Raw genomic sequence first — 12,298 nt, 5'->3', positions numbered from 1 at the left:
CACACTATCGGATGGGCAGCGTACGAGGACGCCATGCCTCGCGGCGCGCCTCGAACTCGGCGATGCGGTCCTCGTTGCGCAGCGTGAGCCCGATGTCGTCGAGGCCTTCGAGCAGCCGCCAGCGCGTGTAGTCGTCGATGTCGAACGGCACGACGAGGTCGCCCAGGACCGCGGTGCGCTCCACGAGGTCGATCGTGATCTGCACGCCGGGCTGCGCCTCGATCGCGGCCCACAGCCGCTCCAGGTCGGCCTCGCCGATCACTCCCGTGAGCAGGCCCTGCTTGCCGGAGTTGCCGCGGAAGATGTCGGCGAACTTGGGGCTGAGCACGGCCTTGAAGCCGTAGTCGCGCAGCGCCCACACGGCGTGCTCGCGACTCGACCCGGTGCCGAAGTCGGGGCCCGCGACGAGCACGGACGCGTTCGCGTACACGGGCTGGTTGAGCACGAACTCGGGGTCCTGCCGCCAGTTCGCGAACAGCGCGTCGTCGAACCCGGTCTTCGTCACCCGCTTGAGGTAGACGGCCGGGATGATCTGGTCGGTGTCGACCGCCGAGCGGCGCAGGGGCGCCGCGACGCCGGTGTGCGTCGAGAACTTGTCCATGTCAGGCCTCCGCCCCGTTGATGCCGCTGATCGAGTACGCGGCGTCGGCTGCCGCGTCGAGATCGGCGGGACTCGCCAAGCGGCCCAGCACGGCGGTCGCGGCGGCGACGAGCGGCGACACCAGGTGCGTGCGCCCGCCCTTACCCTGGCGGCCCTCGAAGTTGCGGTTGCTCGTCGAGGCGCAGCGCTCGCCCGGCGCCAGCTGGTCGGGGTTCATGCCGAGGCACATCGAGCATCCGGCGAAGCGCCATTCGGCGCCGAAGTCGGTGAAGACCTTGTCGAGGCCCTCGGCCTCCGCCTCCAGGCGCACGCGCGCCGAGCCGGGCACGACCATGACCCGCACGCCCTCGGCCTTGGTGCGGCCCTTGACGATCGAGGCGAACTGGCGCAGGTCCTCGATGCGGCTGTTCGTGCACGAGCCCATGAAGACCGCATCCACCGGGATGTCCTTCATCGGCGTGCCGGGGGCGAGGTCCATGTACTCGAGCGCGCGCTCGGCGGCGACGCGCTCGTTCGGGTCGTCGAACGACGCGGGGTCGGGCACCGTCGCCGACAGCGACACCCCCTGGCCGGGGTTGGTGCCCCACGTGACGAACGGCTCCAGCTCGTTCGCGTCGAGGAAGATCTCGGCGTCGTAGACCGCGCCCTCGTCGCTGGGCAGCGTGCGCCAGTAGGCGACGGCGTCCTCCCAGTCCTGGCCGGTCGGCGCGTGCGGCCGGCCCTTGACGTAGGCGAAGGTCGTCTCGTCGGGTGCGACCATGCCGGCGCGGGCGCCCGCCTCGATCGACATGTTGCACATCGTCATCCGGCCCTCCATCGAGAGGGAGCGGATCGCGCTGCCGCGGAACTCCAGCACGTAGCCCTGGCCGCCGTTGGTGCCGATCTTGGCGATGACCGCGAGGATGATGTCCTTCGCGCTCACGCCCGGCTTCAGCTCGCCCTCGACGGTGATGGCCATGGTCTTGAAGGGCTTGAGCGGCAGCGTCTGGGTCGCCATGACGTGCTCGACCTCGCTCGTGCCGATGCCGAACGCCATCGCGCCGAACGCGCCGTGCGTGCTCGTGTGCGAGTCGCCGCACACGACCGTGATGCCGGGCATCGTCAGGCCCAGCTGGGGGCCCACGACGTGCACGATGCCCTGCTCGGCGTCGCCGAGCGAGTGCAGGCGCACGCCGAACTCCTCGGCGTTGCGGCGCAGCGTCTCGATCTGCGTGCGGCTCGTGAGGTCGGCGATCGGCTTGTCGATGTCGAGCGTCGGGGTGTTGTGGTCTTCCGTGGCGATCGTCAGGTCGAGCCGCCGCAGCGGCCGTCCCTCCGCGCGCAGACCGTCGAAGGCCTGGGGGCTGGTGACCTCGTGCACCAGGTGCAGGTCGATGTAGATGAGGTCGGGCTGGCCGTCCTCGCCCTTCACGACCAGGTGATCGTCCCAGACCTTCTCGGCCAGGTTGCGGGGGCGATCGGGGATCTGCGTTGTCATGTCTCTCGTGCTCCTGTGGGTCGGATGTGCCCGCGCCAGACTCCGCGACGAGAGGGGGCTCAGAACGAGGTCCCGTCGCGGCGGCTAAGGAGGAGGCGCGCGATCCGCATCCCACGATTCTAACACCGCGCCCGCTGGGCGCCCCCAAACCGCCCCCGCGGCTCAGGCGTCGTCGGAGCGCGGGGCGATCTTCGCCTCGGGACCGCGGCGCGCCTCGCGCGCCGATGCGATGAGGCTCGCGACGGTCGCGACGGTCATCGAGACCACGATCACGAGCAGCGACGTCCAGGTGGAGATGTCGGGCACCCACGTGATGTGCTGCCCGCCGTTGATGAAGGGCACCTCGTTCTCGTGCATCGCGTGGAAGATGAGCTTCACGCCGATGAACGCGAGGATGAAGGCGATGCCGTAGTGCAGGTAGCGCAGCCGGTCGAGGAGCCCGCCGAGCAGGAAGTACAGCTGGCGGAGGCCCATGAGCGCGAAGATGTTCGCGGTGAACACGATGAACGCGTTCTGGGTGATGCCGAAGATCGCCGGGATCGAGTCGAGGGCGAACAGCAGGTCGGTCATGCCGATCGCGACGAACACGATGACCATCGGCGTGAAGATCTTCTTGCCGTTCACGACGGTGCGCACCTTGGCGCCGTCGTAGTCGTCGCTGATCGCGACCCGGCGGCGGATCATCCGCACCAGGAAGCCCTCCTTCTGCTCCTCGTGCTCCTCGCCGGGGAACGCCTGCTTCCAGGCGGTGTAGATCAGGAAGGCGCCGAAGAGGTAGAAGATCGGCAGGAAGTTCTCGATGATCGCGGCGCCCAGCAGGATGAAGATGCCGCGCAGCACGAGCGCGATGATGATGCCCACCATCAGCACCTTCTGCTGGTACTGCCTGGGCACCGCGAACTGCCCCATGATCAGCACGAACACGAAGAGATTGTCGATCGACAGGCTGTACTCGGTGAGCCAGCCGGCGACGAACTGGCCGGCGAACTCGCCGCCCGCGAACATCCACAGCAGCCCTGCGAAGATGAGCGCGAGCACGACGTAGAACACGACCCACAGGGTCGACTCCCGGGCCGACGGGATGTGCGGGCGCTTGATGATGAGCAGGAGGTCGATGATGAGGATGGCGACGAGAACGACCATCGAGCCGATCTCGAACCAGACGGGGAGGTCCATGCAGGCCTTTCGGAGGGTAGGGAGAATTCCCGAAAGTCTCTCCCCCGCTCGCGCGGCGCGCACCCGGAGCGCAACGATGGAGCTCGTGATGACGGGTGCGCGAGGACGGGATACTCCCTCTCGCTCTGAGAAGAATACAGGGGATGCGGTGTGCGGGATGACCCGTGAGACGTTTCTCTCTTTGATGACACTGAGCAGTCGAGAGACGATGAGGACGGCAACGATGAGGACGGCATGAGCGAGACGGCATCCCCTCCCACTGACGCGGAGCTCGTCGCGGCCGCCGCGGGCGGCAGCGAGCACGCGTTCCGGCGGCTGTATCGCGCGTACGTGCGGCCGGTGTACTGGATCGCGCACGGGCTCCTGGGCAATCCCGCGGATGCCGAGGAGGTCGTGCAGGAGACGTTCCTCGCCGCGTGGCGCAAGCTGCCCGGGCTGGAGCTCGCCGGCGAGTCGCTCCTGCCGTGGCTCGTGACGATCTGCCGCTTCCAGAGCGCCAACAGGGTGCGACGGCAGATCCGCGATCGCGAGCACACCGCCGGCGCCGTGGAGGAGACGCTTCCCGCGACCGTCGACGTCGAACGGCAGGTCGTCGACGGCCTGCTCGTCGACGCCGTGCTCGCCGAGGTCGGCGCGCTCAGCACGCTGGACCAGGAGATCTTCCGCCTCTGCGCGGCCGAGGGCTACGCCTATCACGCGGCGGCCGAGCAGCTCGGGGTGTCGCACGGCACCGTTCGCAATCGTCTCTCCCGCATCCGCACCCGGCTGCGGACCACGATCGACTCGGAGATGACATGAACGACAGGACCATCGCGCTGCCGCCGCTGAGCGAGGCGCGCATCGATGAGATCGAAGACGCGCTCTTCGACCGGATCGCCCGTGACGACGCCGCACGCCGATCCGCAGAGACCCGCCGCACGCGCCGTCGTGGCCGCGCGTGGGCGGGCGGGCTCGCCGCGGCGGGCATCGTCGCCGTGGCCGCGTTCATCGGCCCGCAGCTCGTGTCGGGCGGGATCTCGGGCGGGATGTCGGCCGACAGCAGCGCCGCGGAGTCGGCGCCGATGCCGGCCGACGGCTCGTCCTTCATGGGCGGGAGCGGGCTGAGGGAGAGCAGCACGAGCGACTCGCTGGCGGTCGACCCGGAGCTGCCGCAGAGCATCGACGGCGTCAAGGCCTCGGAGCTGGTCGAGGCCGACGCGCCGCGCGAGGTCATCGTGACCGCGAGCGCATCGGTCGAGGTCGATGACATCGACACGGCGCTGGAGGCGATCCAATCGGCCGTGACGAGCCGCGGAGGCTTCGTCGAGAACATGAGCGTGGGCGACGGCGGCTCGCCCGTCTACGACTCGGGCGCCTACGCGCCCGACGTGTACTCGGCGCCCGCCTCGTCGCACGCGTGGATCACGGTGCGCGTGCCGTCCGATGTCCTCACCGAGGTCAACACCCAGCTTCGGGAGATCGGCCGGGTCACCGCGTCGCAGATCGACCGCAACGACGTCACGACGCAGGCGATCGACCTGCGCGCGCGCGTCGCCTCGCTGGAGGCCTCCGTGGAGCGGCTCACGACGCTCATGGGCGAGGCGGGCTCGACGGCCGACCTGCTCGCCGCCGAGAGCGCGCTGTCGCAGCGGCAGGCCGAGCTGGACTCCTACCGGCAGCAGCTCACGTACCTGGAGGGTCAGGTGCAGCTGTCGACCCTGTCGATCTCGCTGAGCACGCCCGCTCCCCCCGTGAAGGCCGACCCGGCCGGCTTCGGCGACGGCCTCGCGGCCGGCTGGAACGGCTTCGTCGCCACGGTGAACGGGATCGTCATCGGCCTCGGCTTCCTGCTCCCCTGGCTCGTCGCCGCCGCCGTCGTGCTGTTCATCGTGATCGCCGTCCGCCGCGTCCGCCGCGCCCGCCGCACGGACACGAAGGACACCGCCGCACCACCGCTGGCCGAGTAGCCCGCGGGGGGTGGCCCGACCACCCGGCCGACAATGAACAAGCCCCCGCTCTGGAGAGCGGGGGCTTGTTCCGTTGGTGACCCCAGCGGGATTCGAACCCGCGTTACCGCCGTGAGAGGGCGGCGTACTAGGCCGCTATACGATGGGGCCTCACCGTGTTGCTCCGCCCTGCGGGGCAACCGTTACATCATGCCACAGCTCTTCACGCTCCGCAAAATCGGACGGGCATCGCGCCGCTCGGGCGCCGCTTGCCACCGGCGTGCGTCGCGCGGTTGACTGGTCGCATGCGCGTCACGAAGCATGAACACGCCTGCCTGCGCCTCGAGCAGGGCGGCAGCACCCTCGTCATCGACCCCGGCGACTTCACCCCGCCGCTGCACGGCGTGCAGGCGCTCGCGGGCATCGTGCTGACCCACCAGCACCCCGACCACTGGACGCCCGAGCACCTCGACCGCCTGCGTCGCGACGCCCCTGAGGCGCCGATCTTCGGCCCCGCGGGCCTCGCCGCCGCGGCCGCCGGTCATGACGTCACGGTCGTGCACGCGGGCGACACCGCCCAGGCGGGGCCGTTCGCCCTGCGCTTCTTCGGCGGGCGGCACAACGTCATCCACGAGTCGATCCCCGTCATCGACAACGTCGGCGTGCTCGTCGACGACGTCTTCTACTATCCCGGCGACTCGTACGCGGTGCCCGAGGGCGTCGACGTGCAGCTGCTGGCGGCCCCGATCGGCGCTCCGTGGCTGAAGATCGGCGAGGCGATGGACTTCGTGCTCGCGACCCGGCCGCGCCGCGCGTTCGGCACGCACGACATGGGCCTGTCGAGCATCGGCCTCGGCATGCACCGCGATCGCCTGCGCTGGGCGACCGAGCAGCACGGCGGCGAGTTCCTCGCGCTCTCGGCGGGCGACAGCACCGAGGTCTGACGACGACGGAAAGGCGGATGCCGCGGGGTCTCCCCCGCGGCATCCGCCTTGTCCCGGTGCTGGATCACCGTGCGGTCACTCCGCGTCGTGGTCGGTCTCCAGGAACGCGACGAGCTTCTCGAGCGCGGCGTCGGCGCCGTCGCCCTCCGCCTTGAGGGTGACGACCGTGCCCTGCGTGGCGCCGAGGCCCATGAGGCTCAGGATGCTGCCGGCGTTGAGGTCGGGGCCGCCCTCGACGGCGATCGTGACGGGCACGCCCGTCTCCTGCACCGCCTGCACGAACAGCTTCGCGGGACGAGCGTGCAGACCCGAGCTGCTCGCGACGGTGGCCGTACGTTCTGCCATGGTGTTTCTCCTTTGTGTGTGGTCGATGTGTGGTCGGACTCAGGCCGGAACGGCGACGGCTGCCGCCTCGACGGGCTTCTTGCGCACCCACGCCTTGAGGGCGATGATAGCCAGCGCCGAGACGACCGTACCGGCAGCCAGCGCGACGAGGAAGCCCCATACCGGGCTGATCGCGAAGAACACGAAGATGCCGCCGTGCGGCGCCCGCGACTCGACCGCGAACGCCATGCTGAGCGCCCCGGTCAGCGCGCCGCCGATCATGGACGCCGGGATCACGCGCAGCGGGTCGGCCGCGGCGAACGGGATCGCGCCCTCCGAGATGAACGATGCGCCGAGCAGCCACGCCGCCTTGCCGTTCTCGCGCTCGACGGGCGTGAAGAGCTTGCGGCCCAGCACGGTCGAGGCGAGCGCCATCGCGAGCGGCGGCACCATGCCCGAGGCCATGACGGCGGCCATGATGAGGTACGGCGTGTTGTTCCCCGCGGTGGCGGCGCCGAGCCCCACGGCGGCGAACGAGTAGGCGACCTTGTTGACGGGGCCGCCGAGGTCGAAGCACATCATGAGGCCCAGCAGCGCGCCGACGCCGACGATCGCGCCCGTCGCGGCGAGGTTGTTCAGCCCGTCGGTCATCGCGACCATGAGCGACGCGATGGGACGCCCGAGGAACAGCACCATGAGCCCGGATGCCACGATCGAGCCGATCAGCGGGATGATCACGACCGGCATCAGGCCGCGCAGCCAGCGCGGCACGTCGAACGTGCCGAGCCACCAGGCGATGAAGCCCGCGAGCAGACCGCCGATGATGCCGCCGATGAAGCCGGCGCTCATCAGGTTGGCGACCGCGCCCGCGACGAAGCCCGGCGCGATGCCGGGACGGTCGGCGATCGCGAACGCCACGTATCCTGCGAGCACGGGCACGAGGAAGCCCATCGACGTCGAACCGATCATGAAGGCGACAGAGCCGAGGTACTGGCCGATGCCGCCCGCCGGAAGATCCCACAGCGAGTTCTGGATGATGACGTTCGCGGCCTCGTCGGTGACGTCGAAGCCGCCGAGCAGGAAGCCCAGCGCCATGAGCAGGCCGCCGCCCGCGACGAACGGGATCATGTAGCTCACGCCCGTGAGCAGCCAGCGCTTGATGCGCGCGCCGACCGACTCCGCCTCGGTGGGAGCGGAGCTCGACGCCGTCGCCGAGCCGCTGACGCGCTCGGCGTTGGGGTCCTTCGCCGCGGCGATCGCCTTGCCGATCAGCTCGGCGGGGCGCTCGATGCCGGCCTTCACGCCCGCGCGCACGACGGGCTTGCCCGCGAAGCGCTCGGGGGTGCGCACGTCGACGTCGACGGCGAAGATGACGGCATCCGCGGCATCGATCACCGCCGAGTCGATGGCCTTGTATCCGCTGGAGCCCTGCGGCTCGACCGTCAGCTCGATGCCCTGCTTCTTGCCCTCGGCGGTGAGCGCGTCGGCGGCCATGAAGGTGTGTGCGATGCCCGTGGCACAGGCGGTGACCGCGACGATGCGGGCGGGCCGGCCGTCGACCTGCACGCCCGCGTCGGCGGGAACCGCGGCGACGGGGGCCGCTGCGGCCTCCTCGGCCGGCGCGGCCTCCTCGATCTCGCCGACGGCGACGCGCACGAGGTGCACGACGTCCTCGGGCGTCGCGGCCTCGCGCAGCCCGGTCGTGAACTCCTCGCGCATGAAGGCGCGGGCGAGCTTCGACAGCACCGCAAGGTGCTCCTCGGCCGCCGTGTCGGGCGCCGCGATGAGGAAGACGAGGTCGGCCGGTCCGTCGAACGCACCGAAGTCGACGCCCGGCTTGAGACGGGCGAACGAGAGCGACGGGGTCGTGACGGCGGGGCTCTTGGCGTGCGGGATCGCGATGCCGCCCGGCAGGCCCGTCTCGTCCTTCTCCTCGCGCGCCCAGGCGTCGGCGGCGAGGGCGGCCGCGTCGGTCGCACGGCCCTCGCCCGCGACGCGCGCGGCCAGGGCCTCGATCACGGCCCGTTTGTCGCCGCCGAGCGGTTCGTCGAGACTGACGAGCTGCGGAGTGATGATGTCTGCCACGGTGACCTCCTGTGGTCGTGGGGGTTTCAGAGGGAGAGGGCGCGCACCGGAATGTCGCCGGAGGGAAGATCGGAAGCCGTCGGGGCCTGGGTGCCCTCGAGGGATGCGGCGGCGGAGCCGTAGCGGATGCCGCTGCGCACGCACTCCTCGGGCGTGGCGCCCTCGGACCGTGCGAGGACGAAGCCGGCGAGCGAGCTGTCGCCCGCGCCCACCGTGCTGCGCACGCGGATGGGCGGCGGCGTGCCGAACCAGGCGCCGTCGGCGGTGACGAGCACCGCGCCCGCGCCGCCGAGCGTCACGAAGGCCGCCGCCACGCGGTCGGGCACGAGCTCGCGGGCGACGCGGTGGACGGCATCCGCCAGGTCGCTCTGCGGGTCGAGCGCGACGCCGGCGAGCTCCGCGAGCTCCTCGTCGTTGGGCTTGATGAGGTCGGGGCGCGCGCGGTCGACGACGGCGTGCAGGGCGGGACCCGACGTGTCCACCGCGATGAGCGGAGCCGCGTCGCCCCACTGCTCGCGCACGGCCTCGATGACGGTGACGTAGAAGTCGGAGGGCGCCCCGGGCGGCAGCGAGCCGGCGATCACGAGCCAGTCGGCGTCCTCGACGGCGGCGACGGTCTCGTCGACGAGCCGGTCGAGCTCGACGGCGCCGAGCGCGACGCCGGGCAGGTTGAGCTTGGTCGTCACGCCGTCGGAGTCGACGATCGCGAGGTTCGCGCGCACGTTGCCGCGCACGCGCACGGGGCGCACGGCGAGTCCCGTCGTGCGCAGCACGGTGGCGAACGGGTCGGCGTCGTCGAGCGGGAGCACGGAGACGACCGCGCGCCCGGCGCCCGCGAGCACGCCGGCGACGTTGATGCCCTTGCCGCCCGCGTCCTCGCGGAGGGAGCGGGCGCCCTGCACCTCGCCGACGCGCAGCGGCGCGGCGAGCGTCACGGTGCGATCGAGCGACGGATGCGCGGTGAGAGTGACGATCATGGGGTCCAGACCTCCGCTTCGGATTCGATGAGCGCCTGCGACAGGGCGGCGTCGGGGGCACGATCGGTGACGAGCACGTCGATGTCGGCGAGCGGCGCGAACGACACGAGCAGCTGCTGCCCGAACTTGCTCGAGTCGCTCAGCACGACGACGCGCTGCGCCGCGGCGACGATCGCCTGCTTCACGGCGGCCTCGTCGGGGTCGGGCGTGCTGAGCCCGAAGCGCTCGCAGATGCCGTTCGTGCCGACGAAGGCGATGTCGGGCCGCATCCGCTCGATCGTCGCGACGGTGTGGGCGCCCACGGCGGCGGCGGTGAGCCCGCGCACGCGTCCGCCGATCGCGGTGAGCCCGAGGCCGGTCACGCCCGCGAGCGCGTGCGCGATGGTCATGGAGTGCGTGACGACCTCGATGGACCGCTGCGCGACGCGCGCACCGAGCGCGTGGGCGAAGACGCCCGTCGTCGTGCCCGCGTCGAGGTAGATCGAGCCCGTGAAGCCCTCGGGCACGAGATCGAGGGCGCGCTGTGCGATGGCGTGCTTGGCCTCGCTGCCGCGCTGCTCGCGCTCGGCGAGGGAGAACTCGGCCGTGCTCACGCGGTTCGGGGCGACGGCGCCGCCGTGCACGCGGCGCAGCACGCCGCGGTCCTCGAGCTGGTGGAGGTCGCGTCGCACGGTCTCGGTGGTCACGCCGAAACGCCGCGCGAGATCGATGACCGAGACGCGACCGTGAGCGTCGATCAACTGCTCGACGATCTGCTGTCGCTCCGGCGCATACACGTTGGCCTCCTGTGGCTCGCCCACAGAATACGACCCAAACCCACACAAAACAAGACCCCTCACACTCACACGCCCCCGCATCCCTCCACCCCACCGAGACCACATCCACCGGCCGAGAGTGCATCCACCGGCCGAGAGTGCATCCACCGGCCGAGACCGCCTCTGCCACCGAGAGTGCATCTGCCGGCCGAAAGTGCATCTGCCGGCCGAGAGTGCGTCTCACGACTGCAGTCTCGGCCGGCAGATGCATTCTCGCGGGATGGACGGAGGGGGTGGATGCCGGGGTGCGCGTGGGCGCGTGGGCGCGTGGGTGGGCGGGCGTGCGCGCGGACGGGGCGGGGCGGGTCAGTGGACGAAGAGGAGGAGGGCGGCGACGACGATGAAGAGGGCGCCGAAGACGGCGTTGAGGGTGCGCTGGCCGCGCGGGGTCGACACGTAGCGGCGGAACGGGCGCGCGGCGGCGGCGAAGAAGAACCACATCACGATCACGTCGACGACCACGACCGTGACGGTGAGCACGACGTACTGCGGCACGAGCGGCTGGTCGAGCCGGATGAACTGCGGGATGAAGGCGAGGAAGAACACGATCGCCTTCGGGTTGAGCAGGTTCACCCACAGCCCGCGGCGCAGCATCGCCCACGCCCCGGTCGTCGAGCGCGACGGCTCGGCGTCGCCGGCATCCGCGCTCGGCTTCGTGAGGATGAGGCGGATGCCGAGAAAGACCAGGTATGCCGCGCCCGCGTAGCGGATCGCGTTGAACAGCACGGGCGATCCGGCCACCAGCACGCCCACGCCCGCGGCGACGATGAGCACGTGCACCACCAGCGCCAGCTGCTGCCCGATGATGCCCCACAGCGAGCGGCGCCATCCGACCGTGAGCGAGTTCGACATCGTGTTCACGGCGCCCGCGCCGGGCGTGAAGCTGATGATGATCGACGCCGTGAGCAGCGAGATCCACAGGGCGAGGCTCATGCGCGCGCCCCCGGCACGCCGGGCACGAGCCGCGGCACGAGCCGCACGAGCACGACGAGCACCACGAGCTCGACGAGCGTCTGCGTCACGACCGCGAGCGGGGCGAGGTCGAGCGCGGCGGGCAGCGCGAGTGCGAGCGGCAGCACGACGAGCGAGTTGCGCGTCACGCCGGTGAACACGATCGCGCGGTGCGCCGGCGCCGCCAGGCGCGCCGCACGGCCCGCGAGCACGCCGATCGCGGTCATCGCGATCGCGAAGAGCAGATAGACCGGCACCGTGAGCGCGAGCGCGCCGAGGCGGCCCACGACCGCGTGCACCTGAGAGGCGACGACAACGGCGAGGGTGAGCACCATCAGCGGCACCATCGCCGTCTCCCCGCCGCGCAGCAGGGCCCCTCCCACGGCGGTGCGCGCCGCGGCCTGCGTCAGGCCCGCCGCCGCGAGCGGCACGACGATCAGCACGAGGAAGGCCTCGGCGAACGGGGCCAGGTCGATCGCCGAGGCCGCCGATCCGCCCGTCATGATCCAGAGCAGGGGCGGCAGCAGCAGCATCTGCGCGATCATCAGCACCGGCGTGACGGCGAGCAGCCGCGTGCGGTCTCCCCCGGCCACCCCGGTGAACGCGATGACGTAGTCGACGCACGGCGTGAGCAGCACGAGCAGCACGCCGATGAGCAGGGCGTCGTCGTGCGCCACGACCCGCGACACCGCGAACACCACGAGCGGCGCGAGCACGAAGTTCACGACCAGCGCGACGAGGAGGAAGCGGCGGTCGCGCAGCGCCGCGCCGAGCCGCGAGAACGGCACGCCCAGGAACGTCGCGTACAGCACGAGCGCGAGCACGGGCGTGACGAGCGCCTCGGCGGGGGCCGCGACGGCGGGCACGGCCAGCCCTGCGACGGCGCCGAGCGCGAGCGCGGCGAGGTACAGCACGACCTGATGCCGTTCCATCCACTCTTGCGCACGCACTCGGACATTGTCGCGCACGCGGGCGGCGTCGCCGCGCACGCGCCGCCGCCGTCGCGCGCGGTCGGCCGGCGCT

12 protein-coding genes and 1 tRNA gene are annotated in these 12,298 nt (G+C 71.3%); 3 read left to right on the top strand and 10 right to left on the bottom strand.

Translation table 11 applies throughout. The features are described from left to right. Positions 1-4: 4 nt before the first annotated feature. The 3 genes from leuD to AOA12_RS09230 all read right to left on the bottom strand — a co-directional run bounded on the left by leuD (position 5) and on the right by AOA12_RS09230 (position 3,254). Complete coding sequence (gene leuD, locus AOA12_RS09240; protein WP_054682260.1) at positions 5-601, bottom strand: 3-isopropylmalate dehydratase small subunit; 597 nt, start codon at positions 599-601, stop codon at positions 5-7. 1 nt (position 602) lies between these two features. Beyond that, positions 603-2,078: a 3-isopropylmalate dehydratase large subunit gene (gene leuC / locus AOA12_RS09235; RefSeq protein WP_054682258.1), complete on the bottom strand. Its 1,476-nt coding sequence runs from the start codon at positions 2,076-2,078 to the stop codon at positions 603-605. Positions 2,079-2,240: 162 nt separating this feature from the next. After that, complete coding sequence (locus AOA12_RS09230) at positions 2,241-3,254, bottom strand: TerC family protein (protein ID WP_054682256.1); 1,014 nt, start codon at positions 3,252-3,254, stop codon at positions 2,241-2,243. A 234-nt stretch (positions 3,255-3,488) separates the two neighbouring features. On the opposite strand from AOA12_RS09230, the gene AOA12_RS09225 reads away from it, so the two are divergent. Both AOA12_RS09225 and AOA12_RS09220 read left to right on the top strand, forming a co-directional pair. Next, entirely contained in the window at positions 3,489-4,052 is a 564-nt protein-coding gene (locus AOA12_RS09225) for an RNA polymerase sigma factor (RefSeq protein ID WP_054682254.1), read from the top strand. Next, on the top strand, positions 4,049-5,200 hold the full coding sequence (locus AOA12_RS09220) for a DUF4349 domain-containing protein (RefSeq protein WP_054682252.1): 1,152 nt from the start codon (positions 4,049-4,051) through the stop codon (positions 5,198-5,200). The genes AOA12_RS09225 and AOA12_RS09220 overlap by 4 nt, the downstream gene beginning before the upstream one ends. Before the next feature lie 74 nt (positions 5,201-5,274). Here AOA12_RS09220 and AOA12_RS09215 read toward each other — a convergent pair. Continuing rightward, positions 5,275-5,350: transfer RNA gene (locus AOA12_RS09215), tRNA-Glu, on the bottom strand. A gap of 134 nt (positions 5,351-5,484) precedes the next feature. Here AOA12_RS09215 and AOA12_RS09210 point away from each other — a divergent pair. Beyond that, on the top strand, positions 5,485-6,123 hold the full coding sequence (locus AOA12_RS09210) for an MBL fold metallo-hydrolase (RefSeq protein WP_054682250.1): 639 nt from the start codon (positions 5,485-5,487) through the stop codon (positions 6,121-6,123). 75 nt (positions 6,124-6,198) lie between these two features. On the opposite strand, the gene AOA12_RS09205 is transcribed toward AOA12_RS09210, so the two are convergent. The 6 genes from AOA12_RS09205 to AOA12_RS09180 all read right to left on the bottom strand — a co-directional run bounded on the left by AOA12_RS09205 (position 6,199) and on the right by AOA12_RS09180 (position 12,207). After that, a complete protein-coding gene (locus tag AOA12_RS09205; RefSeq protein ID WP_054682248.1) occupies positions 6,199-6,468 on the bottom strand; it encodes an HPr family phosphocarrier protein in 270 nt (89 codons plus the stop codon). A gap of 39 nt (positions 6,469-6,507) precedes the next feature. Further along, a complete protein-coding gene (locus AOA12_RS09200; protein WP_054682246.1) occupies positions 6,508-8,532 on the bottom strand; it encodes a PTS fructose transporter subunit IIABC in 2,025 nt (674 codons plus the stop codon). Positions 8,533-8,558: 26 nt separating this feature from the next. Continuing rightward, a complete protein-coding gene (locus tag AOA12_RS09195) occupies positions 8,559-9,509 on the bottom strand; it encodes a 1-phosphofructokinase family hexose kinase (protein ID WP_054682245.1) in 951 nt (316 codons plus the stop codon). Further along, positions 9,506-10,285, bottom strand: a complete 780-nt coding sequence (locus AOA12_RS09190) for a DeoR/GlpR family DNA-binding transcription regulator (protein ID WP_054682224.1) — start codon at positions 10,283-10,285, stop codon at positions 9,506-9,508. The genes AOA12_RS09195 and AOA12_RS09190 overlap by 4 nt, the downstream gene beginning before the upstream one ends. A 345-nt stretch (positions 10,286-10,630) precedes the next feature. Beyond that, on the bottom strand, positions 10,631-11,257 hold the full coding sequence (locus tag AOA12_RS09185) for a LysE family transporter (protein ID WP_054682223.1): 627 nt from the start codon (positions 11,255-11,257) through the stop codon (positions 10,631-10,633). Beyond that, positions 11,254-12,207: an arsenic resistance protein gene (locus tag AOA12_RS09180; protein WP_054686918.1), complete on the bottom strand. Its 954-nt coding sequence runs from the start codon at positions 12,205-12,207 to the stop codon at positions 11,254-11,256. Before AOA12_RS09180 ends, AOA12_RS09185 begins: the two co-directional genes overlap by 4 nt. Positions 12,208-12,298: the final 91 nt, after the last annotated feature.

This window comes from Microbacterium sp. No. 7, assembly GCF_001314225.1.
Lineage (GTDB): Bacteria > Actinomycetota > Actinomycetes > Actinomycetales > Microbacteriaceae > Microbacterium.
Note: the sequence above shows the minus strand (reverse complement) of the source record. Positions and strands in the feature narration are given on the sequence as shown.